This window comes from Streptomyces sp. NPDC002994, from assembly GCF_040611155.1.
In the GTDB taxonomy this organism is placed as follows: domain Bacteria; phylum Actinomycetota; class Actinomycetes; order Streptomycetales; family Streptomycetaceae; genus Streptomyces.
Window position 1 is genome coordinate 355,181 of record NZ_JBEXNQ010000003.1, and the last position, 24,468, is coordinate 379,648.

Annotated in this window: 15 protein-coding genes; 10 read left to right on the plus strand and 5 right to left on the minus strand. The window is 71.3% G+C overall.

The genetic code is table 11. The features are described from left to right. Positions 1-104 precede the first annotated feature (104 nt). Positions 105-1,613: an alpha/beta fold hydrolase gene (locus ABZX79_RS05400; protein ID WP_355251911.1), complete on the plus strand. Its 1,509-nt coding sequence runs from the start codon at positions 105-107 to the stop codon at positions 1,611-1,613. Positions 1,614-1,688: 75 nt separating this feature from the next. Here ABZX79_RS05400 and ABZX79_RS05405 read toward each other — a convergent pair whose 3' ends face one another. After that, complete coding sequence (locus ABZX79_RS05405; RefSeq protein WP_355251914.1) at positions 1,689-2,270, minus strand: hypothetical protein; 582 nt, start codon at positions 2,268-2,270, stop codon at positions 1,689-1,691. A 158-nt stretch (positions 2,271-2,428) separates the two neighbouring features. On the opposite strand from ABZX79_RS05405, the gene ABZX79_RS05410 reads away from it, so the two are divergent. The 3 genes from ABZX79_RS05410 to ABZX79_RS05420 are packed head-to-tail and all read left to right on the plus strand — an operon-like array spanning position 2,429 to position 7,186. After that, complete coding sequence (locus ABZX79_RS05410) at positions 2,429-3,355, plus strand: oxygenase MpaB family protein (RefSeq protein ID WP_355251917.1); 927 nt, start codon at positions 2,429-2,431, stop codon at positions 3,353-3,355. After that, the gene (locus tag ABZX79_RS05415; protein WP_355251919.1) at positions 3,337-5,583 is read left to right on the plus strand and encodes a serine/threonine-protein kinase; all 2,247 of its coding nucleotides are present in this window, start codon (positions 3,337-3,339) and stop codon (positions 5,581-5,583) included. Before ABZX79_RS05410 ends, ABZX79_RS05415 begins: the two co-directional genes overlap by 19 nt. 46 nt (positions 5,584-5,629) lie before the next feature. Beyond that, on the plus strand, positions 5,630-7,186 hold the full coding sequence (locus ABZX79_RS05420; RefSeq protein WP_355251922.1) for an NAD(P)/FAD-dependent oxidoreductase: 1,557 nt from the start codon (positions 5,630-5,632) through the stop codon (positions 7,184-7,186). Between the two features lie 25 nt (positions 7,187-7,211). Here the strand turns inward: ABZX79_RS05420 and ABZX79_RS05425 are convergent, their stop codons facing one another. Next, positions 7,212-8,951, minus strand: a complete 1,740-nt coding sequence (locus tag ABZX79_RS05425) for a serine hydrolase (RefSeq protein ID WP_355252025.1) — start codon at positions 8,949-8,951, stop codon at positions 7,212-7,214. Positions 8,952-9,163: 212 nt separating this feature from the next. Between ABZX79_RS05425 and ABZX79_RS05430 the strand changes: the two genes are divergently transcribed. Together ABZX79_RS05430 and ABZX79_RS05435 are read left to right on the plus strand one after the other, a co-directional pair. After that, the gene (locus ABZX79_RS05430) at positions 9,164-10,276 is read left to right on the plus strand and encodes a nitronate monooxygenase family protein (RefSeq protein WP_355251924.1); all 1,113 of its coding nucleotides are present in this window, start codon (positions 9,164-9,166) and stop codon (positions 10,274-10,276) included. After that, on the plus strand, positions 10,273-11,829 hold the full coding sequence (locus ABZX79_RS05435) for an acyl-CoA synthetase (RefSeq protein ID WP_355251927.1): 1,557 nt from the start codon (positions 10,273-10,275) through the stop codon (positions 11,827-11,829). The genes ABZX79_RS05430 and ABZX79_RS05435 overlap by 4 nt, the downstream gene beginning before the upstream one ends. A 188-nt stretch (positions 11,830-12,017) precedes the next feature. On the opposite strand, the gene ABZX79_RS05440 is transcribed toward ABZX79_RS05435, so the two are convergent. After that, on the minus strand, positions 12,018-14,414 hold the full coding sequence (locus ABZX79_RS05440; RefSeq protein WP_355251930.1) for a penicillin acylase family protein: 2,397 nt from the start codon (positions 14,412-14,414) through the stop codon (positions 12,018-12,020). A 192-nt stretch (positions 14,415-14,606) separates the two neighbouring features. Between ABZX79_RS05440 and ABZX79_RS05445 the strand changes: the two genes are divergently transcribed. After that, on the plus strand, positions 14,607-16,100 hold the full coding sequence (locus ABZX79_RS05445) for an acyl-CoA synthetase (RefSeq protein ID WP_355251933.1): 1,494 nt from the start codon (positions 14,607-14,609) through the stop codon (positions 16,098-16,100). Between the two features lie 2 nt (positions 16,101-16,102). On the opposite strand, the gene paaK is transcribed toward ABZX79_RS05445, so the two are convergent. After that, positions 16,103-17,392, minus strand: a complete 1,290-nt coding sequence (gene paaK / locus ABZX79_RS05450; RefSeq protein WP_355251936.1) for a phenylacetate--CoA ligase PaaK — start codon at positions 17,390-17,392, stop codon at positions 16,103-16,105. A 143-nt stretch (positions 17,393-17,535) separates the two neighbouring features. Between paaK and ABZX79_RS05455 the strand changes: the two genes are divergently transcribed. Then, positions 17,536-19,059, plus strand: coding sequence for an alpha/beta hydrolase (locus ABZX79_RS05455; protein ID WP_355251939.1), 1,524 nt, complete (start codon positions 17,536-17,538; stop codon positions 19,057-19,059). Between the two features lie 87 nt (positions 19,060-19,146). Next, entirely contained in the window at positions 19,147-19,521 is a 375-nt protein-coding gene (locus ABZX79_RS05460) for a DoxX family protein (protein ID WP_355251942.1), read from the plus strand. A gap of 1 nt (position 19,522) precedes the next feature. Here ABZX79_RS05460 and ABZX79_RS05465 read toward each other — a convergent pair whose 3' ends face one another. Continuing rightward, complete coding sequence (locus tag ABZX79_RS05465) at positions 19,523-19,720, minus strand: DUF4236 domain-containing protein (protein WP_214972726.1); 198 nt, start codon at positions 19,718-19,720, stop codon at positions 19,523-19,525. A 133-nt stretch (positions 19,721-19,853) separates the two neighbouring features. On the opposite strand from ABZX79_RS05465, the gene ABZX79_RS05470 reads away from it, so the two are divergent. Beyond that, a complete protein-coding gene (locus tag ABZX79_RS05470; protein ID WP_355251947.1) occupies positions 19,854-24,452 on the plus strand; it encodes a HEAT repeat domain-containing protein in 4,599 nt (1,532 codons plus the stop codon). Positions 24,453-24,468 lie beyond the last annotated feature (16 nt).

A 24,468-nucleotide genomic window follows, 5' to 3' on the forward strand; every position in this document is an offset into this window, starting at 1 on the left:
CAGGGGGCAAGACTTGAACCTCCCTCAGGGGGAGTTCCTACCGTACCGGTGAACGCGGGCGGCCCCTGAGCCGGCCGCGGACCGTGGCATACGAGGAGGCGATCATGACGGCGTTCGTGTTGGTGTCGGGGCCCTTCACCGGGGGCTGGGTGTGGCGGGAAGTGACCGCCCGGCTCAGGGAGTCAGGATCCGAGGTGTACCCGGCGACACTCACGGGCATGGGGGACCGTCGTCATCTGGCCGGGCCGGAGACGGACTTGGAGACACACATCGAGGATCTGGTGCAGCTGATCGACGAGGTCGAAGCGCCGGATGTGGTGCTCGTCGGCCACGACTACGGTATCCACCCGGTGCTGGGCGCCGCCGAGCGGCGCCCGGAGCGGATCGCGCGGATTGTCCACCTGGACGCGGGCATGCCACAGGACGGTGACTCGGCCCTCGCGCTGGTGCCCGACCAGGCAGTCCGCGACCAGTTGTCGCACCGGACCGGGCAGTCCGAGGACGACTGGCGGATCCCCCCGCCGCCACGGGACGAGTGGCAGCGCTGGGGCAGCACCGCCGGCATCCCCGCGAACGCGTTGGCGCGACTGGACCGCCTCGCCGCACCGCAGCCGTCGGGCACGCTCACCCAGCCGCTCCGACTGTCCGGTGCGGCCGCTGAACTGCCGACGACCGGGGTCCTGTGCACCGCCGGCGGGGCGAGTATCGCCATGGTCGAACTCCTGGTGGCATCAGGGCCACCGCAGTACCAGGCGCTCGCCGACCCCCGAGTGGGCTTCTTCGAACTGGACACCGGCCACTGGCCCATGCTGTCCGCCCCTGACGAGCTGGCCGAGGTGCTGTTGCGAGCCGCCGTGGGAGAAGGGCGCCGAGTGGCCGCGGCCGTCGGCGAGCAGCCCGCCCATCTGCGGCCCTTCCTCCTGGAGGTACCGGAGCAGCCTTACGACCGGGTGGGGCGGGTCGATTTCCATCTGCCGGGCGCCGACCGCCCTCGTCCGGCGGTGGTGTTCGTCCATGGCGGCCCGGTCTCCCCCGACCTGCGGCCCACGCCGCGGGACTGGCCTTCCTACGTCGGCTATGCCCGATACGCGGCGAGTCTGGGAGTGGTCGGTGTGACGCTGGATCACCGCCTGCACGACCTCGCCGACTACGCGCGTGCCGCAGAGGACGTCGCCGCGGCGGTCGAGCTCGTACGAGCCGATCCGCGCGTCGACGGGGAACGCGTCGCGCTGTGGTACTTCTCCGCCGGCGGGCTGTTGTCGGCGGACCTGTTCGCGGCGCCCCCGCCGTGGCTGCGGTGTGTGGCGCTGACCTATCCCGTGCTCGCGCCGCTTCCGGGCTGGGGGCTTGTGGACTCCCGATTCCGCCCCGTGGACACGGTGAGCTCGGCGGGGCAACTGCCGATCGTGCTGACCCGGGTGGGGCTGGAACACGCGGCGATCGCGGCGACGGTCGAGGAATTCCTCAGCGCCGCCGAGAACTGCAAGGCCAATGTCGACGTGATCGACGTGCCGCTCGGCCACCACGGGTTCGAGACGATCGACCACACCGAGCAGGCACGGGACGCCGTGAACCGGGCGGTGCGGTCCGTGCTGGGCCACCTGCCGCGCTGATCCCTGCCGCGCTCCTGCCGGGTTGCCCCCAACACGCTTTCCAAGAGGGCAGAGCACTGGAAAAGGCCCGTGGGCTCATATCCGGCGCCTCCAGACCAGCCTCCAGCGTTCCGCGCGGGCGGCCTCGACCCCGGGAGCGGGCTCGGTGGGCCGTCCGGCGAGGCTCACCCCGCATCCCGCGCAGAGGCGGTGTTCCGTGAACCCGTCGTGCCAGGACTTCGTACCGCGGCCCGCTCCGCACACCGGGCATTCGGCCAGATCCCCGGCAGGGGCGCGCAGGATTCGCGGCATCACCGCCGCGAGCGGTTCGGCCGGGTGGGACTCGGGGTCGGGGCACAAGAGCCGGCGCCGGGGTTCGGGCGGGTCGGGAACGCGTATGCCGGCGGCCTTCTGCGCACGGCGGCGGACCTGCCACCCGTGGAACTCCGCCAGCCAGATCTCCCGCGCGGCGTGCAGCTCCTCGACCGCCCGCACCACCGCCTCCGAGTCCATCTCGGGCTCGGCCGGAATCCCGGCTCCGCGGCACAGGTGGTGATAGGTCGCGTGGAAGCCGTACGGGGCGAACTCCGCGAGGCACGTACGCAGCGCGCCGAAGCGCTGCACTGGTGAACGCGTACGGTCGTGCGCCCGCAGGCGGTGTGTGGTGAAGCTGCCCATCACCCGAGCCTAGGGGGCCTGTTTCAGAAGTGAGGTTCTGAGTCCTGAGAGAGTCCGGCGCTCTGCTGGTGCCAACTGGGATTCCTCGTCACACCGTCCGCCCGGCGTTAGCCTGGCCGTACCGGCCTGGCAGGAGGCGGCGAGGAGGAGGCGGAGACATGCGTGACGCCGACCCGGGCCTCTTCGGACCCGAATCGGTCACCTGGCAGATGCACAGCGACCCGATCATGTGGGTCGCGGGCGTACGCGCCCTCTACCTCCAGGCGCTGCACCCGCGCGCGGTACGCGGCGTTCTGCAGAACAGCGACTTCAGGAAGGACACCTGGGGCCGGTTGATGCGCACCGCCTCCTTCGTCGGCACCATCACGTACGGCACCACGGAAGCCGCCGAACGGGCCGGCGCCCGGGTCCGCAAGATACACAGCATGCTGGGGGCCACCGACCCGGCCACCGGTGAGCGCTACGGCGTCGGTGAGCCGGAGCTGCTGCTGTGGGTGCACTGCGCCGAGGTCGGCTCGTACCTGGAGGTCGCGCGCCGCTCCGGCATCGGGCTCAGCGAGGCCCAGGCCGACCAGTACCTCGACGAACAGCGCGAGGGGGCCCGCCTGGTCGGTCTCGACCCGGCACACGTCCCCGCGTCGACTGCCGGACTCGCCGCCTACTTCGAGAAGGTACGGCCGGAACTCGCCGCCGGGCCCGAAGCTCGCGAAATCTACGATTTCCTGCGCAAACCCCCCGTGCATCCGCTGCTCGTACCGGCGCGCGCGCTGCTGTGGCGGCGCGCGGCCGCCCTCGCGTACGCCTCACTGCCTCCTTACGCCCATGAGCTGTACGGCCGCCCCGCCCCCGCCCCGGAGACGGTGACCCGCAGGCTCGCCGTAACCGGAACGGCCCTGCGCTGCATCCCCTCGCGTGTGCGGTGGCAACTGCCGCCCGGTCACATTCTGAAGGCGATGGCACGACTCGGCCCCGACGCGCGCCCCGCACCGTACAAACTCCGCAGACAGGCGGCCATACTGGACGGGCCGGGGAGGGCGCAGCGGAGTGACGGGGGCGACAGCACGAGATGGCGGACACCAGGCTGATCCAAGGCCGGTACCGGCTGCTCGATCTGATCGGGCGCGGGGGCATGGGCGAGGTGTGGCGTGCCCACGACGAGTCGCTGGGGCGCAAGGTCGCCGTCAAGTGCCTCAAACCGGTGGGGCCTCAGCACGACCAGTCGTTCACCAGGGTGCTGCGGGAACGCTTCCGCAGGGAGGCGCGCGTCGCGGCCGCTCTGCAGCACCGGGGCGTCACCGTCGTCCATGACTTCGGCGAGCACGACGGCGTTCTCTACCTGGTCATGGAACTGCTCGACGGGCGCAACCTCAGCCAGCTCCTGGAGGACAACAAAGCGCACCCGCTGGACGTCGCCGATGTCGTCGACATCGCCGAGCAGGTCGCCTGGGCCCTCGCCTACACGCACGAACAGGGCATCGTCCACCGTGACCTGAAGCCCGCCAACATCATGCGGCTCACCGACGGCACCGTGAAGATCTGCGACTTCGGCATCGCGCGCCTCGGCCACGACATCGGCTTCACCTCCCGGCTCACCGGCACCGGAATAGCCATGGGCACCCCGCACTACATGTCGCCCGAGCAGATCAGCGGCATAGAGGTCGACCACCGCAGCGACCTCTACTCGCTGGGCTGTGTGCTGTACGAGATCGCCACCGGCGTTCCGCCGTTCGACCTCGACGACGCCTGGGCGGTCCTCGTCGGCCACCGCGACACGCAGCCGGAGCCACCGCGTAAGCACCGCCCGGAGCTTCCCGGGTTCTTCGACCGCATCGTCCTCGACCTGCTCGCGAAAACCCCCGAGGAACGGCCTTCCGATGCCAAGGCCCTGGCGCACCGCCTGACCGCGGCCCGCTCGTCGGGGCCCGTCGGCGTACCCGCGCTACGCCCGCCGGCCGGGCGCCCCGAACAGCCGCCGTCACGCGCACCCCGCCGGCCCTCCTGGACGCGCGGCATGACCACCGGCCACAAGGCGAGCGGGACGTGGTCCCTCCCGCAGACCCCGCCCGACCATTCCGCGGGGCTGACGGGGGAGTGGACCACCGGCGTCGACCTGCGACGCGCTGCCGCCGTCCCGGCCCCGCTCAGGCCCGAGCGGCCCACACCCCCGCCTGAGGTGCTGGCCGTACTCAACAGCAGGCACAACGCGGGACTCAGCCTCGGCCGCCTCGGCCGCTGGAACGAGGCAGGAGAGGTTCACCGCGCGGTCGCCGCCGAGCGCGAACACGCCCTGGGCCCCGACCACCCCGACACCCTCGCCAGCCGCTACGAGGTCGGCTTCACGCTCAGCAGGACCGGGCGCGCCGCCGACGCCCTGCGCGAGTTCGGCGCCGTGGCGGAGGGGCGCGAGCGCACCATGGGCCCCGACCATCCCGAGACCCTCGCCGCCCGGCAGGAGACGGCGTATGTCCTCGGGCAGCTCGGCCGGCATTTCGAGGCGCACCAGGTGTACGCCGCTGTCCTCGCCTCCCGGGAACGCACCATGGGAGCCGAGCACCCCGACACGCTGCGCTGCCGGCACAATCTGGCGTTCAACCTGAGCAGGCTCGGGCGCCTTGAGGACTCGTACCGTATGGCGCACGAAGTCGCGACGGCCCGCGCCCGGGTGCTCGGCGCGACGCACCCGGACACGCTCGTCACGCGGTACGAAGTCGCGTACGCGCTCGGCCAGCTGGGGCGCTGGGCGGAGGCCCTCCAGACGTACCGCGAGGTTGCCCAGGCCCGCGCGCAGGCGCTCGGCGCCGATCACCCGGACACCCTCGCCGCCCGCTACGAGGTCGGTATCAGCCTGGGCCGGCTGGGCCGCAGTGCGGAGGCCTTGGAGCTCTACCGGGCACTGGTCGACGACCGCACCCGGGTGCAGGGCCCGGCCGATCCCGAGACGCTGCGCGCCAGACACGGCCTCGGCGTCAACCTCGGCCGCCTCGCCCGCTGGGAGGAGGCCCTGGCCGAGGCACGCGACGTGTGCGCGATCCGCGAACGCGTCCTGGGTACCGACCACCCCGATACGCTCGTCAGCCGCCGGGAAGTCGCCGTCGGCCTCGGCTGGCTGGGCCGCTGGGCCGACGCCCTCACCGTCTACCGGCAGGTCGCCGAGGCCCGCGAACGCGTCCTGGGCGCCGACCACCCCGACGCCCTCGCCAGCCGCAACGACGAGGCACACTGCCTGGAGCAGCTCGGGCGCGGCGCTGAGGCCGTCGAGCTGTACCGGCGGGTGGCCGCTCTGCGCCAGCAGCGCGGAGCGCAGAGCCACTGAGTCCGGGGTACGCACAGAGGTACGCGAAGACAGGAGTGCGCACGCCATGCCCGTACACGTACAGGACAGCTATGACGCCGTGATCGTGGGCGGCGGACACAACGGCCTGGTCGCCGCCGCCTATCTGGCCCGCGCGGGGCGCTCCGTGCTCGTGCTGGAACGCCTGGACCGCACCGGCGGTGCGGCGGTGTCCACCCGCCCGTTCGCCGGTGTCGACGCCAGGCTCTCCCGCTACTCGTATCTGGTGTCACTGCTGCCTCAGCAGATCGTCCGCGATCTCGGGCTGGACTTCGCCGTACGCAAGCGCACTGTCTCGTCGTACACGCCGAGCGGGCGTGGCGGCCTGCTGGTCGGCGGCGGCACCGAAAGGACCCGGGAATCGTTCGCACGGCTCACGGGCGGTGACACGGAGTTCAAGACCTGGCAGTCCTTCTACGCCGTCATGCGCCGCGTCGCGGAGCGCGTCTTCCCGACTCTCACGGAGCCACTGCCCACCCGGGACGCCCTGCGCGCCCGTATCGACGACGAAGCAGCCTGGCGGATGCTCTTCGAGGAGCCGCTCGGTGTCGCCATCGAGGAACACTTCGCCGACGATCTCGTACGCGGCGTTGTCCTCACCGACGCCCTGATCGGCACCTTCGCCGACGCCCACGACCCCACGCTGCTCCAGAACCGCTGTTTCCTCTACCACGTGATCGGCGGCGGTACGGGTGACTGGGACGTGCCCGTGGGCGGCATGGGAGCGCTCACCGACGCGCTCGCGAACGCCGCCCTGGCAGCCGGCGCCGAGATCGTCACCGGCCATGAGGCCACCCGTATCGACACCGATGGCAGCCGAGCCGAAGTGACCTTCCGAAGCGACACGGGTGAGGCCACTGTCGCGGCCCGCGACGTTCTCGTGAACGCTTCACCCCACGCTCTCGCGACCCTCCTCGGGGAAGAGCCTTCCGCCTCCGCCTCAGCCGAGGGGGCGCAGCTCAAAGTCAACATGCTGCTGCGCAGACTCCCGCGCCTGCGCGACCGTTCCGTGGAACCGAACGAAGCGTTCGCGGGAACGTTCCATGTCGCGGAAGGGTACGGTCAATTGGCGGCCGCGTACGGGGAAGCGGCGTCCGGGCGGCTGCCGAGCGCGCCGCCGTCCGAGATCTACTGCCACTCGCTGACCGACCCGTCGATCCTCGGCCCGGATCTCGCCGCGCAGGGTTACCAGACGCTGACACTCTTCGGTCTGCACACTCCGGCACGCCTCTTCGCCCACGACAACGAAGCGGCCCGCGCCGAACTCCTCGCGGCCACTCTCGCCCAGCTCGACACCTACCTCGAAGAGCCCATCGCCGACTGCCTCGCGCTCGACGAGAACGGCCGCCCCTGCATCGAGGCGAAGACCCCGCTCGACCTCGAAAACGAACTGCGGCTGCCGGGCGGGAACATCTTCCACCGCGCGCTGTCCTTCCCGTATGCCGACGAGTCCGCCGGAACCGGCCGCTGGGGCGTCGAGACAGCGCACGCGAACGTATCGCTGTGCGGGGCGGGCGCTGTACGCGGCGGGGGAGTCAGCGGTATCCCCGGCCACAACGCGGCGATGGCGGTTCTCGGGCGCTGAACAGTCCCTTCAGCGCCCTTCGCCGTCAGTCCTCGGACGCTGTCCAGCCCGTCGCCTCGATGCGGGCGGCATCCGCGGGCCTCGCCTCGTCGAAGAGCGTGCGCCGGCCGTCGTCGACGCGCAGCCCGTCGACGTACGCGCCCCGCCCGACGTACAGCGTGTCGGTCCGGTACCGCCAGCGCAGACGTACCTCCTTGCCGCGCCACGCCGCGAGGTCCGCGCTCAGCCGGTGCCAGACGCGCTGCGACCAGCCGGTGACCGCGCCCGCCGGGTGGGACTGCGGCTCATGCCCCTTGCGTACGGTCGTGAACGGCACGGCCTGCCACGTTGTCCCGCCGTCCGCCGAGGCTTCGAGGAAGAGGCGGTCGGAGCCTGGCTCGGTGTCCCACCACAGCGAGCAGCGCAGCCGGGGGCGGTCCGACCCGGGGGTGAGGGCGGGCAGCGTGAGCGTGGCCGTGGTGGCCGAGGCCATGCCGGAGAACCAGGCGGTGCGGCCGTGGACCGGGCGTACAGCGACCGCGCGGGCCATGTTGTTGGCGGCGGCCACGCGCGGGGCGCTGCCGGAGCGCCAGCTTCGCACCGGGTGGACCGAGTTGCCGAGTACGACGAGGAAGGAGTCGGTCGACGGGTCGAGGACCAGGCTGGTGCCGGTGAAGCCGGTGTGGCCCGCGGTCTTCGGGGTGGCCATGGCGCCCATGTACCAGTGCTGGTAGAGCTCGAAGCCCAGGCCGTGCTCGTCGCCCGGGAAGGCGGTGTTGAAGTCGGTGAACATCAGCTCCACCGACTCGGGGCGCAGGATGCGCGACCGTCCGTACGCGCCGCCGTTGAGGAGCGTACGGCCGAGGATCGCGAGGTCCCAGGCGGTGGAGAAGACACCGGCGTGGCCCGCGACGCCGCCGAGGCTGTACGCGTTCTCGTCGTGCACCTCACCCCACACCAGACCGCGGTCGAGACCGGACCAGGGCAGTCTGGCGTCCTCGGTGGCGGCGGTCTTCGGCTTCCAGGAAGCGGGCGGGTTGAAGCGAGTGCGGTGCATCCCGAGTGGAGCAGTGATCTCGTCGTGGAGCAGGGCATCCAGAGTGCGACCGGTGATCTCTTCGAGGACGAGCTGGAGCGAGATCAGATTGAGGTCCGAGTAGAGGTACCTGGTGCCGGGCGCACTGGACGGCGCCTCGTTCCACAGGAGCCGCAGCTTTCCCTCCCGCGTCGGCTCCTTGTAGAGCGGAATCCAGGCGCGGAACCCGGAGGTGTGCGTGAGCAGCTGGCGCACCGTCATGTCCTGCTTGCCCGCGCTGCCGAACTCCGGAAGGTACGAGGCGACCTTCTCCTCCAGTTCCAGCGTGCCGCGCTCGATCTGCTGCACGGCGAGCATGGACGTGAAGAGCTTCGAGACCGACGCCAGGTCGAAGACCGTGTCCTCGGCCATCGCGATCCGCTGGTCCGCCGGGAACTCCACCGCCGTATCGGTCTTCTCGTCGTACGCCGAATAGCGCACCGCCGACCCGATGGCCTGATGCAGCGCCACCGTGCCGCCCCGCCCGGCGAGCAGGACCGCACCCGCGTACCAGGGGTGCTTGGGGGACGGGCCGAGGTAACGCTCCGCGTCGGTGACGAGCTGCTTGAGGGGCCCGGGGAGCAGCCCGGCGCGTTCGGGTGAACCACGCCGCAGCGTCGGCCGTCCGGCGTCAGCGTCCTTGGCGCGGTCCGCCGCGCCCGCCCGTCCCGCAGCCAACGGCGCGAGCACTAGGGCGCCGCCCAGCGCCATGATGCCGCCACCCAGCCTGCGCCGGCTGATTCCTCCGTCGGTCACGAGCCACCCCTTGTGAAAGTAACTTCCGCCACACGTTCAGCAAATGAAACTTTCTTGCAGGCGGAGAGTGCTGTCAACCGGTCGGCCGCCGCGAAGGACACGAGGAATCTGACGCTGTATCAGAAAATCTCTTCCCTCGTCCGCCCCGCTGCGGCATCCTGCCGCTCATGGAGACGGAGCTGAGTAAGAAACTGGGTGTCGAGCACGCCATCTTCGGCTTCACCCCCTTCCCGGCGGTGGCCGCCGCCATCACCCGGGCAGGCGGATTCGGCGTGCTCGGCGCGGTCCGCTACACCGCGCCGGACGAACTCGCGCGCGACCTCGACTGGATGGCGGAACACACCGACGGGAAGCCGTACGGCCTCGACGTCGTCATGCCCGCGAAAAAGGTGGAAGGAGTGACCGAGGCTGATGTGGAGGCGATGATCCCCGAAGGGCACCGCCGGTTCGTGGAGGAGACCCTCGCCAAACACGGCGTACCGGGCCTCGCCGCCGGCGAGGCCTCGGGCTGGCGTATCACCGGCTGGATGGAGGAGGTCGCCCGCAACCAGCTCGACGTCGCCTTCGACTACCCCATCAAGCTGCTCGCCAACGCCCTCGGTTCCCCGCCGGCCGACGTCATCGCCCGTGCCCACGACCACAACGTCCTCGTCGCCGCACTCGCAGGCAGCGCCAAGCACGCCAGGCGCCACGCCGAAGCGGGCATCGACATCGTCGTCGCGCAGGGGTACGAAGCGGGTGGCCATACGGGTGAGATCGCCTCGATGGTCCTCGTCCCCGAAGTGGTCGACGCCGTCCACCCCCTGCCCGTCCTCGCGGCCGGAGGCATCGGCAGCGGCGAACAGATAGCCGCCGGCCTCGCGCTCGGCGCCCAGGGCGCCTGGCTCGGGTCGCTCTGGCTCACCACCGAGGAAGCCGACCTCCACTCGCGCGCCCTCACCGCCAAACTCCTGGCAGCGGGCTCCGGCGACACCGTCCGCTCCCGGGCGCTGACCGGCAAGCCCGCCCGCCAGCTGCGCACCGAATGGACCGACGCCTGGGACGACCCGAACGGACCAGGGACGCTCCCCATGCCGCTCCAGGGACTGCTCGTCGCCGAGGCCGTCTCCCGGATACAGAAGTACGAAGTCGGCCCGCTCCTCGGCACGCCCGTCGGCCAGATCGTCGGCCGTATGACAACCGAACGCAGCGTCCAGGCCGTCGTCGACGACCTCACCCGCGGTTTCGAACGCGCCGTGGACCGTATCAACCGCATCGCCGGAAGGAGCAGCCGGACATGACCGTGACTCAGCCGCCCAACGGCTTCTGGGCCCAGGCGACCGCGGACCCCGGGCGTACGGTCCTCACCGCCCCCGACGGCGAGGAATGGACCGCCGGGCGGCTGCACACCGCCGTCAACCAACTCGTCCACGGACTGCGCGCGGCCGGCATGCGCCAGGGGGACGCCTTCGCCGTCGTCCTGCCCAATGGTGTCGAGTTCTTCACCGCCTATCTGGCCGCCTCCCAAGCCGGCTTCTACCTGGTCCCCGTCAATCACCACCTCGTCGGTCCGGAGATCGCCTGGATCGTCGCCGACTCCGGAGCGAAGGTCCTCATCGCGCACGAACGCTTCACGGGAGCGGCCACCGCCGCGGCCGACGAAGCGAAGCTTCCCGTGAACGGCCGTTACGCCGTCGGCGACGTGCCCGGGTTCCGCCCGTACGCCGAACTCCTAGGAGGGCAACCCTCGTACGAGCCCGCCGACCGCACTCTCGGCTGGGTCATGAACTACACCTCGGGCACCACGGGACGCCCGCGCGGCATCCGCCGCCCGCTGTCCGGCAAGCTCCCCGAGGAGTCCTACCTCGGCGGCTTCCTCGCCATCTTCGGCATCCGCCCCTTCGACGACAACGTCCACCTCGTCTGCTCGCCGCTCTACCACACCGCCGTACTCCAATTCGCGGGCGCGGCCCTCCACATAGGCCATCCCCTCGTCCTCATGGACAAGTGGACGCCCGAGGAGATGCTGCGCCTCATCGACCGGTACGCGTGCACGCACACCCACATGGTCCCGACCCAGTTCCACCGGCTGCTCGCCCTGCCCGAGGACGTACGCGCGTCGTACGACGTGTCGTCGATGCGCCACGCCATCCACGGCGCGGCGCCCTGCCCCCACCACGTCAAGCGGGCGATGATCGACTGGTGGGGCCACTGCGTGGAGGAGTACTACGCCGCCAGCGAGGGCGGCGGCGCCTTCGCCACCGCGCAGGACTGGCTGAAGAAGCCCGGGACCGTCGGCAAGGCCTGGCCCATCAGCGAGCTGGCCGTCTTCGACGACGAAGGAAACCGTCTGCCGCCCGGTGAACTGGGCACCGTCTACATGAAGATGAGCACCGGAGGCTTCAGCTACCACAAGGACGAGAGCAAGACGAAGAAGAACCGCATCGGCGACTTCTTCACCGTCGGAGACCTCGGGATACTCGACGAGGACGGCTATCTCTTCCTCCGCGACCGCAAGATCGACATGATCATCTCGGGCGGGGTCAACATCTACCCCGCCGAGATCGAGGCGGCCCTCCTGACCCACCCCGCCGTCGCCGACGCCGCCGCCTTCGGTATCCCGCACGCGGACTGGGGTGAGGAGGTCAAGGCCGTCGTCGAACCCGCCGAGGGGCACACGGCCGACGACGCGCTGGCCGCCGGTATCCTCGCGCACTGCGAGCGGCAGCTGGCCGCATTCAAACGGCCCAGGACTGTCGACTTCATCGAGACGATGCCCCGCGACCCCAACGGCAAGCTCTACAAGCGCCGCTTGCGCGAGCCGTACTGGGAGGGCCACGAGCGGGCTCTCTGATCCGCGCCGACCGCCCGGCGCCACGCGCCGGGCGCCGCCGGGCGCAATGTGCTCCCGAGACGCCGACGGCGTACGGGAACGGCCTCGCCGACGACCGAACCCTCTCCCGGGCTCGGCTTCGCCGAGAGTGCCCCACCTGCGGACGGGCCCCCACCGCACCGGTGAGGGCCCGTCGTGACGCCCGCGCGTCAGTGCTCGCGCACCCGCTCCACCCGCAGCTCCGGTGACCTGAGGATGTCCTTTTCGCAGAACCGGGACGTAACCCAGCGCTCGCCCGAGTACAGATCAGTCTGATCGCTGTAGTACGGCGACAACGGGTTCGACGACTGCGCGTAGGTCAGCAGCGTGCGCGCCACCGGACACCGCCCGCCGTCCCAGCCCACAGCCTGGATGTGGCTGGATCCGGTCGTCACGTCCGTGTAGCCGCCGCCCGCGGCGTTCCACACGGGCTCGATCTTGTTCCAGATGCCGAGCGACTCCGTGCCGCCGTGGAGTGGGACGCGCTTGCCGTTCCGTACGACGAACTGGTGCTTGCCCAGCGGCGCGTCGAGTGCGATGCCCGCCGCCTTCAGCTCCGCCACCGCGCCGGTGAGGGCGGTCTCGAAGCCGGGTGCGGCCGTGTTGAGGGTGTTCGGCGTACGCACCGGATCAGCCGCGGAGAACGGCACCTTCCACAGGTCCGCCGCAGACACGGACGCCACAAGCCTTCGCCAGAACCGGTCGAAGAGCAGCGCGCCCTTGCTGTCCGTGTTCACCGTCCTGTCCCACCGCCCCAGCACCTCGCACGCGTCCCGAAGATCCGGACGGTCCGCCGCCAGCGCCGTGCACCCCTTGGCCGCATCGGCCGCCGCCAGGTCACCCGCGGGCGCCCGGTTCGCGAACTGCTGCCGCTGCAGATCGCCGACCGTCAGCCGGCCCTTCTCCGCCATGGCCGCCACGTCCTCGACAGCGCCGCGCGTACGCATGGAGCGGCGAGTCGCGACCGTGCCGAAGATCCGCTCGTAACCGGTCAGCGGACGGTCCGTATTGGTCAGCCAGGCGCTGTCGTTGGAGTTCTCGGCGTACGGCGCGTCCTTGAGTGTCGGCATCTTCGACGGGCCGAAGATTCCCGGCTGCACCGCGTCCTTGTCCGAGCCGAGCGCGCAGTCGGTGCGCGACCCGTCCAGTACGGCGACCCCTGATGCCGGGTACGTCACCTTCCCGAGCGGCGTCGAGCAGCGCTGCGCCAGCTCGTCGGTGATCCTCGGCAGGACCTGCGACTGGCTGAAGAACGAGTGCCCGGCGGAGTCCGCCGCGACGGTGTTCACCCAGGGCAGCCCCTGGACGCGGCGCAAGGTCTCTTGGATGTCGCGCGTCGAGCGGGACTTGGCGAAGCCGAGCGCGGTGTCGGAGCCCCGCATGTTGGCGGCGTTCGGGTCATTGAGGGCGTACGCCGTCGTCGCCGACCAGGGGAGTGGCAGCGAGGGGCCGAGCCCGGTGACGACCGGCCCGTAGCGGGTCCACCACTGGGTCCGCGTGACCGGGGCCCCGCCCTTGACCGGCACGGACACCGTCCGCTTCGTCATACGCTCCGGCTTGCCGTCCACGAGATACGCCGTCGGGTCGGCCGGATCCAGCGTCAGCTGGTGGAGGTTGAGCGTGACGCCCGTCGCGACCGTGTGGCTCCAGGCCACCTTGTCGTTGAAGCCGATGTTGACCACGGTGGTGCCGAGCAACGAGCCGCCGGAGACGTTCAGTTCACCCGGGATGGTCTGCTGCGACTGCCAGAAGCGCCGCCCGCCCTTCCAGGGGTAGTGCGGATTGCCCAGCAGCAGTCCGCGCCCGTTGGCGGTCGTCTTCCCGCTGAACGCCACGGCGTTGGAACCCATGTCGGCATTGCCGGAGGCGAAAATCTCGCGCGCCGCACCGGCCGCCCGCTCCGGATCGACCGCGCCGACGGGCGCGGCGCCCGGCGGAGTCGCGGCCGTGATGCCGTCGATGGCGCGCCCCTGGCCGCCCAGGACGGAGACCGCGAACCCGCGCCGGGCGACGTCCAGCGGTGTCACCGGGCGTACCCAGTCGGCGTCCTTGCAGGCGGGGTCGGTGATGCGGTTCTGCTTGAGCCACGCGTTGTACCCGGCGGCCCAGCCGCGCATCGAATCCTTGATCTGCCGGCTGGGACCGGCGGGGGCGGGCGTGGCGAGCAGCTTCTCGACCGTGCCGGCGTCCCGTACCCCGGCGAAGTACAGGTCGCTGGAAAGGTTCTTGGCGGCCGACGACAGTGAGCCGTCGGGCGCCGCGTCCGGGCCGAAGTGGCGCGAGCGCTCGCCGCGCACGGTCACGAAGCCGTCGGCGAGCGTGCACACCTGGTCGGCGGCCTGGGCCCAGCCGGTGCCGAAGCCGAGGTTCGCGTAGTCCTTGGCCACGATGTGCGGAATACCGTGTTCCGTGTAGCGGATGAGGGCGGACAGTCCGCCGGACGAGGGATGCCGGTCACGGGAACCGGCATCGCTGGCTCCGGCGGTGGCCGGTGGCAGCCCGGCCGCGGCCGTGACCAGGGCTATTGAGGTGAGTGCGAGCTGTCTCAGGCGGGTGCGGAGGTGCAACGTGCCTCCCAAAGGGACTGCGGTGCAGGGTAGTTGGCAGTGTGGCCGGAGTGGTGGGCAGAGTGATTGGTCCATGCACGCAGCCGGGCGCGCTCATGTCAACATTCCGTTCGGTATCCAGTCACGTCCGGGCTCGGGCCCAGGGCCATTCAGCCCCTTGACCCCACTCTCACCGCGCCCCAGGATCACGCCATGACGACAGACGTACGCAGCAGCACAGTCGACGGGATCGTGCGCCGCAGCGCGCGCCGGACCCCGCAGCGCGCCGCCCTGCGGTACGCGGACCGGACCTGGACCTACGCCGAGCTGGACGCGGCGGTGTCCACCGCTGCCGCCGAACTGGTCACCTGCGGCCTGGAGGACGGCGACCGGGTGGCGGCCTACGGCCACAACTCGGACGTGTACCTGATCGCCTTCCTCGCCTGTGCGCGGGCCGGGCTCGTCCATGTGCCGGTCAACCAGAACCTGACCGGTGACGACCTGACGTACATCCTCGAGGACTCGGGCAGCGCGCTGGTCCTCGCCGATCCCGGCCTCGAGCACCGCATTCCCGCAGGCTTCGCCGTACGTCCGCTGCGTGACGCCGAAGGGTCGATGCTCGCCGCGCTGGGCACCCCACGGCCGTTCGACCCGGACCGGGACGCCCGGGACGTCGTGCAGTTCCTCTACACCTCCGGTACGACGGCGCTCCCGAAGGGGGCCATGATGACGCACCGCGCGCTCGTCCACGAGTACGTCAGCGCCATCACCGCACTGGACCTCAAGGAGGACGACCGGCCGGTCCACTCGCTGCCGCTCTACCACTCCGCGCAGATGCACGTGTTCCTGCTGCCGTATCTCGCGGTCGGTGCGGAGAACGTCATCATCGACGGGCCCGACGCGACGACGATCTTCGACCTGGTGGAGGCGGGGCGGGCGGACAGTCTCTTCGCGCCACCCACGGTCTGGATCGGTCTGTCGAACCACCCCGACTTCGCCACCCGCGACCTGGGCGGACTGCGCAAGGCGTACTACGGCGCATCCATCATGCCCGTACCGGTACTGGAGCGACTGCGCGAGCGGCTGCCCGGGCTGGCCTTCTACAACTGCTTCGGGCAGAGCGAGATCGGCCCACTGGCCACCGTCCTCGGGCCGGACGAGCACGAGGGACGGATGGACTCGTGCGGCAGGCCGGTGCTCTTCGTCGAGGCGAAGGTCGTCGACGAGAACGGCGACGAGGTCGCCGACGGAACGGCGGGCGAAATCGTCTACCGCTCACCGCAGTTGTGCGAGGGGTACTGGCACAGGGCGGCCGAGACCACGGAGGCGTTCCGCGACGGCTGGTTCCGCTCCGGAGACCTCGCGGTGCGCGACCACGAGGGGTACTTCACGATCGTCGACCGAGTGAAGGACGTCATCAACTCCGGTGGCGTGCTGGTCGCCTCCCGGCAGGTCGAGGACGCGCTCTACACCCACCCCGGCGTCGCGGAGGCCGCGGTCGTAGGGCTCCCCGACGAGCGCTGGATCGAGGCCGTCACCGCCGTCGTCGTGCCGCGCGGCGAGGTGACCGAGGCCGAACTCCTCGCGTACGCCCGCGAGAAGCTCGCCCACTTCAAGGCCCCGAAACGGGTGCTGTTCGTGGACGAGCTGCCGCGCAACGCCAGCGGGAAGATCCTCAAGCGCGAGCTGCGGGACCGCTTCAGCTGACGTCACTTCGTCCGCAGATCCTCGATCCGCTTGAGCTTGCCCACCGACCGCTCCAGCGTCTCGGGGTCGACGATCTCGACCCCGACCGAGACCCCGATGCCGTCCTTCACGGCGGTCGCGATGGACGCCTCGGCTGCTGCCCGCTGATCCCCGGTGGCCCCCGCCCGCGCCTCCGCCCGTACGGTCAGCCGGTCCATCCGGCCCTCGCGGGTCAGCCGCAGCTGGAAGTGCGGGGCGACACCGGGCGTACGCAGCACGATCTCCTCGATCTGGGTGGGAAAGAGGTTCACGCCGCGCAGGATGACCATGTCGTCGGTGCGGCCGGTGACCTTCTCCATCCGCCGGAAGCCGGGACGCGCCGTTCCCGGGAGCAGTCGCGTGAGGTCGCGGGTGCGGTAACGGACGACCGGCATGGCCTCCTTGGTGAGCGAGGTGAAGACCAGCTCGCCCTGTTCGCCGTCCGGCAGCACCTCACCCGTGACGGGGTCGACGACCTCCGGAAAGAAGTGGTCCTCCCAGATGTGCAGACCGTCCTTGGTCTCCACGCACTCCTGGGCCACTCCCGGGCCGATGACCTCCGACAGCCCGTATATGTCGACGGCGTCGATCGCGAACCGCCCTTCGATCTCGCGCCGCATCTCCTCGGTCCACGGCTCGGCGCCGAAGATGCCAACTTTGAGGGATGTCGTACAAGGATCCACGCCCTGGCGCTCGAATTCGTCGAGCAGCGTCAGCATGTAGGAGGGCGTCACCATGATGACCTCGGGCCTGAAGTCCTGGATCAGCTGCACCTGGCGCGCGGTCATGCCGCCGGACGCCGGGATGACGGTGCAGCCGAGGCGCTCGGCCCCGTAGTGCGCGCCGAGGCCGCCGGTGAACAGGCCGTATCCGTACGCCACATGCACCTTGTGCCCGGGGCGGCCGCCCGCCGCGCGGATCGAGCGGGCGACCATGTCGGCCCACATGTCGAGGTCGCGTTCGGTGTATCCAACGACCGTCGGGCGGCCCGTCGTGCCGCTGGAGGCATGGATGCGCCGGATGTCGGACTCGGGGACCGCGAACATGCCGAAGGGGTAGTTGTCGCGCAGGTCGGTCTTGACGGTGAAGGGGAAGCGGGCGAGGTCGGCGAGCGACCGGCAGTCGTCGGGACGCAGGCCCGCCTTGTCGAACGACTGCCGGTAGAAGGGGACGTTCTCGTACGCGTGTCGCAGAGTCGCCCGCAGCCGTTCCAGTTGCAGAGCGCCGAGCTCCTCGCGGCCGAGCTCCTCCGCCGCGTCCAGCAGAACCGTCATAAGTGACTCCCCATGACTCTCCCGTACCAACCGGACAACCGATCATTCGGTTGATCCTCTGGGGGTCAGTAATCCAGGAGGCCGGTCGGGCGTCAAGAGAAAAGCATTGCCTTGGGCGCCCCGCAGTTGTAATGATCTTGTGCATGAGGGCCACGGGGACATTCAGCGCGTACGACGGGACCGAGCTCGCCTACCACCTCGTGGGTGAGGGAGAGCCGCTGATCTGCCTCCCCGGCGGCGCCATGCGCGCCGCCGCCTACCTCGGTGACCTGGGAGGGCTCTCCGCGCACCGCCAGCTCGTCCTCCTCGACCTGCGCGGCACCGGCGGCTCCGCTGTCCCGGCCGACCCTTCGACGTACCGCTGCGAACGGCTGGTCGCCGACGTCGAGGCGCTGCGCGATCATCTGGGCCTGGAGCGCATGGACGTGCTGGCGCACTCGGCGGCGGGCAATCTCGGCATGCTGTACGCCGCTGCCCACCCCGGCCGCGTCCGCCGCCTGGCGCTCGTCACGCCGACCGCGTGGGCCGCGGGCGTGCCGGTGACACCCGAGGACCGGCTGGCGGCGGCGCGGCTGCGAAAGGGCGAGCCCTGGTTCGAGGAGGCGTACGCCGCCCTCGACGCACAGCTGCGCGGCGTCGACACGAGCGGGTCGGCGTACCCGTTCTTCTACGGACGCTGGGACGCGGCCGCCCAGGCGCACGCCGCGGCAAGCCCGCAACAGCTCAACCGGGCGGCGGCGACGGTGTTCGCCACGGAGAGCACCTTCGACCCGCCGGCGACGCGCACCGGGCTGGCGGCGCTCGCCGCGCCCGTTCTCGTGCTCGCCGGGGAACGCGACGGCGTGCCCACCCCGGAGCGCGCCGCCGAGATGGCCGCCCTCTTCCCCGACGTGGAGTTGGCCGTCCAGCCCGGCGGCGGGCACTTTCCGTGGCTCGACGACCCGGGCTGGTTCGCCCGTACGGTCGGCGCCTTCTTCGACGCCGGGCTGCGGAGCGTACGGGCGAACGGCATCCGGATCGCGTACCGCACCTGGGGCGACCCCGCCGCGCCACCCGTCGTACTGCTGCACGGCAGGTCCGGGAACAGCGCCCACTGGACGCACATCGCGGAGCGGCTCGCCGCCACCCGCCGGGTGTACGCCCCGGACCTGCGCGGGCACGGGATGAGCGACTGGCCGGGCAGCTACACGTACCCCCAGATGCGCGACGACGTAAGGGCGTTCCTCGATGCGCTCGGTCTGGACCGTGTCAGCCTCGTCGGGCACTCCATGGGCGGCTCGATCGCCTCGCTGGTGGCCCAGGCGTATCCGGAGCGGATCGGGCTGCTCGTGCTGGAGGACCCGCCGCCGCCGTTTCCCGCCGACCCGCGGCGTCCGGTTCCCTGCCGTACGGACGAGGTACTCGACTTCGACTGGGAGGTCGTGCCGGCGACGGACGCGCAGTACAACGATCCCGATCCGGCGTGGTCCGAGGGGCTGACAGGTATCACCGCGCCCGCTCTCCTGATAGCCGGAGGTTCTGCGAGCCACCTGCCTCAGGACAGGCTCGCGCGGATGGCGGATCTGATTCCCGGCTGCCGCCTGGTGACCATCGACGCGGGCCATCACATCCATCACGAGGCGCCCGAGGCATTCCTCGCGGAGCTCAAGTCGGCCGGCTGTTACTGACATGATGTCTAGCAATGTGGCGTACCGACTGGTAATAATCATGCTGCCCGACTGCCACGACTGCCACGACCGCCCTGGAGGCTCACGTTGACCGCCACCGACCGTTCCGCGCGTCTTCTCGTGGGTCTCCTCGCCGTGGCGGGCGCCGCCCACATCGTGGCGCCCAAACAGTTCGACGCGACCGTGCCCGAGGTGCTGCCGGGAAGTCCCCGTGCGTGGACGCACGCGAGCGGCGTCGCCGAGCTGCTGCTGGCGGCGGGTCTCGCCGTGCCCCGTACCCGGCAGGTCAGCGCGGTCGCCGCAGCGTGCTTCTTCGCGGGCGTCTTCCCGGCCAACGTGAAGATGGCGTACGACTGGCGCCACAAGCCCGCCCCGCTCAGGGCCCTCGCCTACGCGCGGCTTCCGCTCCAGGTCCCGCTGGTGCTCTGGGCCGCCAAGGTGGGGCGGGACGCCGCCCGCTGACTCAACGCCGGTGCGTGCGCGTGGTCTTGCGCCAGCCGAAGGGGCCGGGCAGATCCACCGAGGTGGTGCGGCGTCCCGTGCTGCTGGTGGTGCGCCGGGGGCCGTTCCTGCCGCCGGTGGTGATGGACCAGGAGCGACGGTTGATGTTCAGCCGCACCCCCGGGAGGATCCGGAAGCTCTTGCGGAATGTGATCGGCATGTGTGACGTCCTTCTGAGGTGGGACGGGATGGGTTGCTGTACGGGTTTCCCGTCCCGCCCGCGCCATGCCGACCGCGCCTGCCCCGTCGAATCTCGCTGGTGGAACGGAAACTGGCCTGCTTAGGATCCGACCGTGACCACGCCGACGGACGAACCCGCCAAAACCCACCCCCCGGCCGTCGTCCGGCGTCTCGTCCTGCTGGCAGAACGGGTGGCGTCGGGCCGCGCGCCCGACGAGCGGGAACTCGCTGAACTGGCGGGGCTGATGGCGGGACCCATGGCGGAGCCGCCGGAGGCGGCGCTCGTCCTGGCCGGGCTGTACGAGCGACTGGGGTCCCGCATCGGCGGACCACCCCCGCTGTCGTGGCGTGCGGCCGCATCGCCGGTAAAGGTACGGATCGCCTGGCTGCGCGCCGAGTTGCTCAACGAACCGACGGTGGTGCGGCAGGAACCTCCGGGCGAACTCCTCTACCAGGCCGTGCGGCAGGCGAGCGTCACGAGTGCGCACCGGCCCGACCGCCTCGTGGCCGAGCTGGCGGGCAGCCGCGACCCCGTGCTCCAGGCCGAGGCGCTGCGGCTGGCCCGGCAGGGACTGCACGCCGGACTGCTGGCCCCCGCGCCGGTCCGCGAACACCTGCTCGGCCTGCTGAGCGCCGACAGCGCCGAAGTCGCGGCCGCCGCACTGGGCGAACTCACCCAACCATGGGCCGCGCAGTACCCCTTGCCGCCTGAACTCCTGGCCCCCTTCCTCGCCCCGAGCCCGGCGGCCACACGTCCCGGGGTGACCGACGCCGCGCTCGCGGCCGCTGCCCATCACGGTCACCGCGACGTACTGCGGCAGGCTGTCGAGAATCCGGACCTGCCGCCACGTCTTCGGCGACGGGCCCTGGAACTGCTCGGTGACGTGGCCGAACGCGGCGACATCGGTGAACTGACGACCGTCGCCGCACAAGACCCGTTGCTGCTCGGCGGGCCGGCGGTGACCTGCTTGCGCCGTCTCCACCGGCGTGGGCACTTCCCGGACGACCGGGCCGTCCGTTCCATCGTCGGCCTGGCGCTCGCCGACCACACCATCGCCCCGGACGACATCGCGACGGTCCTTTTCACCTGCCGTCAGGTGTTGTTCCGGGTGCTGGTGGACGTGGCCGCCGACGACCCGAACTGGCCCCGGCGGCTCGCCCTGTTGGTCGCCCTCGCCGGGCAGGGACCGGGGGACCTGCCGATCGGGGAGGAAATCACGCGAGTGCTTCCCCTGTCTCCCTCACCCGCGCCGTTTCTCGACGCGATCCGTCAGCTGCGCCACGCCGATGCCGAAGACGCCGTGATCGCCCTGCTGCCCTCGGCACCCTTGGCGGCGCTGAACGCTCTGGAGGCCATGGGCGGGCACCGGACGGTGACGGCGCTGGCGGAAGGGCTCGGCCTGCCGCCGGACGGGACGCCGTACCCCGCCCCGGGCGAGGGCGAGGGCGGGGGCGAGGGTGTGATCGTGCCGCACCTTCGCGCCGTACGGAACCAGGCCCTTGAGGTCCTGTGGCACCTGAGCCACGAGCCGCACCAACGGCACCGCATCCTCGTCCGTCTCGACCCCGCCGATCTGCCGACCCGCATCGCGACCGATCTGGGCGCCCCCGACGAGCGGGAACCGGCCCTCCTCAGTTCCCACTTGGACCCGGACAAACCGGTGGAAGCCCTGTGCAGGCTGGCGGCCCACGGCGGCGCCCGCACGCTGCCGCTCATCGCCGACCTGCTGCTCGCCGTCGTGCGCGAGCTGGCGGCGGACGCGGAGCCGGGCGGCGCAGCCACGCGCCCGCCCGCCAGTGACGAGCCGGCCGGCGAGCCCGCGGTGCCTCAGGAGGCGATTGACGCCCTGTACGCACTGGGCTGCCGCCTGCACGAGCGGGGGAAGGTCAGACCGTCCTGCCTGCTCGACGCCGCCGATGCGCCGGCGGCCGGTCGCGCCCTCGTCGCGACCGTGGCGCTGGATCTGCTGGACCGGCCGGGCCTGTCCGGCGGCGAGCAGTCGATTCTGCTCGGCATGCTGCTGGCCGCCCCCAGCCCGTGCACTCGCCCGCGAGTGCACCGACTGCTGCGCTCGCGTGACCGGCATGTGCGCAAGCGCGTCATCGCGCTGCTCGCCCAGGACGCCACGGGGGACGATGCCCAGGCGTTGTCAGCGACGCTGATCACCCTGACCGCCGCCCGCGACATCCAGACCGTACGGCAGGCGCTCCTGGCTCTCGGTCAGGCGCGGGCCGGCTGGGCCTCGGCCGCGATCGCCGCATGTCTGAGCCACCCGAACATGAACGTCAAAAAGACCGCAGCCGAGGTCCTGGCCCAGGCGGGCACATCGGCGGCGGCGCCCGCCCTGCTCTACTGGCTCGGGCACCACGACAATCCGGGCCTGCGCGCCGCACTCGTCAAAGCGCTGCGCGGCATCCTCGGCGCCGCATATGCCGCGACCCTCCTCGCCGCCGCCGAACGCGGCGAGGACAGCCGCACGCGCGAACTGCTCCTGGCCGGCCTCGACGGCGTACTGCCGGCGCGTTCGGTTCTCGCCCTGGACGGCGACGGGCAGGCATCACCGGTCGCACCGACGCTGCTCGGCCTGGTGGCGGCCGGGCGGGTGGCTCTCGCCGCCGGGACGATCGCGGATCTGGCAGTCCCACTGGCCAGACATGGCATCACCGTACCCGCGGCCCGGAAACCGCGGCCGGAGCCCGATCCGGACGCCAACGGAACGGACCCCGAAGTCGCGTCGCTGCTGACCGAAGGCTGGAACCCCTCGGTCGCGCTGCGCATCGCGGGCCGGCACCAGCCGCCGCACCCCGACCGCCTCCGGGAACTGCGGCCCATGCTGGCGGACTGGCTGCGCCTGGCGGGCTCCACGCCCACCGCACGAAGTCGCGTACTGAGGCTCGCACTTCGACTCTGCCCCGCACCGCGGTCGGCCGGCGAACTGGCGACCTTGGCGCGGTTCGTCCACGTCCTGCTCGACGGGCTCGCCGACGCTCAGGGCGGGAACGGGCACGACCTCGTCGCGCTGCTGGAAGAGGTCGCGCCGATCCTGCCGGCCGTCGAGAAGCTGTCGGTGACGGACGCGGTACGGGCACTGCCCGCCGAAGCTGCCGGGGGCCGGTCCGTTCTGCCGCTGCTGCGACGATGTGGCGCGGTACTGGTCCGCACCGATCTCGACCGGGCTCTGGCCGCCGTACGGCTCGGCGCCAACCCGTGGCAGGCGGAGACGGACGTACTGCGCGACGCTTTCGCCGTTCCGCGCCCGCCGGTTCCGGCCGGGACAGAGGCTCAGGCCGAGGCATGGCGGACCGGGCTGCGGGAAGCGGTACGTACGCCCGCCGGCCTGGAGGAATTCCGCCGCGACGCAGCGGTCGCCCAGGCTCCGTGCTCACGGGAGCGGCTGAGCGCCCTGATCGACGCCTGTGCGGCCGCCGGTCCGGACGTCCGCGAAGCGCTCCTCGACTGGATGACGGCTCTTCAGCCCCTCGACGCACCGCCCTGGACCATCACGGAGACACCACCCGACACACCGGCATCGCCGCCGACGCCGCGACTCGTGCACATTGACGATCTCGACCAGCCACGTTCCGCCGCTCAACGAGAGCGTCTGCTGGCCATGCTGGACGCCGCGACCCCGGACCGCCGGGACGCCGCCGCCCTGGCGCTCTCGAAGTGGCCGGAGCCCGAGATCGCCCGTCACGTGCTGCGAGCGTTTCTCCGGGGCCGTGTCACAGTGCCCGTCAACACCGGTCTGGCCCGCACGTTGAACGCCTTCGGCGAGACGGAACTCAGCAGCGACGACATCCTTCCCGACAGGGTGATCCTCGCGGCCCGGTGCCTCGGCGACCCGGAGGGCCTACGGCCGCTCCTGCCCCTGCTGCTGCGATGGTGGGAGCACGGCCCGCCCGCCATCCGCCCGGAAGCCGGACATGCCCTGCGCGGTGTCCCCGCGGACCTGCTGGCGGCAGCCCTTGCCGACCGCCTCGACGCAGGTGCCTGGGGGCTCCTGGACCTGCTTGCCGGCCGTCCGGTGCTGCGCACTCCCCAACTGGACCGGGTCAACCGGCGGCTGCTCGCCGAAGGCCGTGACGACCTGGCGGACCGGCTCCGGCTCGTCGACGGCCCGCTGCGCGGCCCGGACGCCGAACAGCGGGACGCCGCCGCGCTGGCCGAGCTGCGCGAGCGCGCGGCAACGGCGCCCGGCCCTGCGGATCGTCCGTCCCGGGAGGACCTCCTGCACCTGGCCCGCACCGGTGACGCCGAGCAGATACGCCGCGCACTCAACCGCCTGGCCGAGGAGCACCACGGACCGGACCCGGACCAGGACCCCGCGCTGCGGCGGCTGATCGGTGAGTTGCTGAAGCACCCGAGGCCCAAGGTCCGTCTCCACGCCCACCGGACCTCGCGGGCCATGCTCGACCGGCCGGCCCACCTGCACCACACGGCCCTCCTGCTGGACGACCCCCAGCCCGACGTGGCGCGCCTGGCCATCCGGACGCTCTGCCACGCCGCCTGGGAGCCCGCGATCCCCATCGTGATCGACAAGCTCAAGCACGCACACCCTGTCGTCCGCAAGGCGGCACGCGAGGGACTCACCAGGATGGGCACGTCGGTCGTCCCTGCTCTCAGACACGCCGCCGACCACGCCCGCCCCGACAAACGGTCCCTCTATACGGACCTCCTCACCCGCATCACGTCCACCGCCGACATGTCCTAGGCGAGCCGAGTACGGC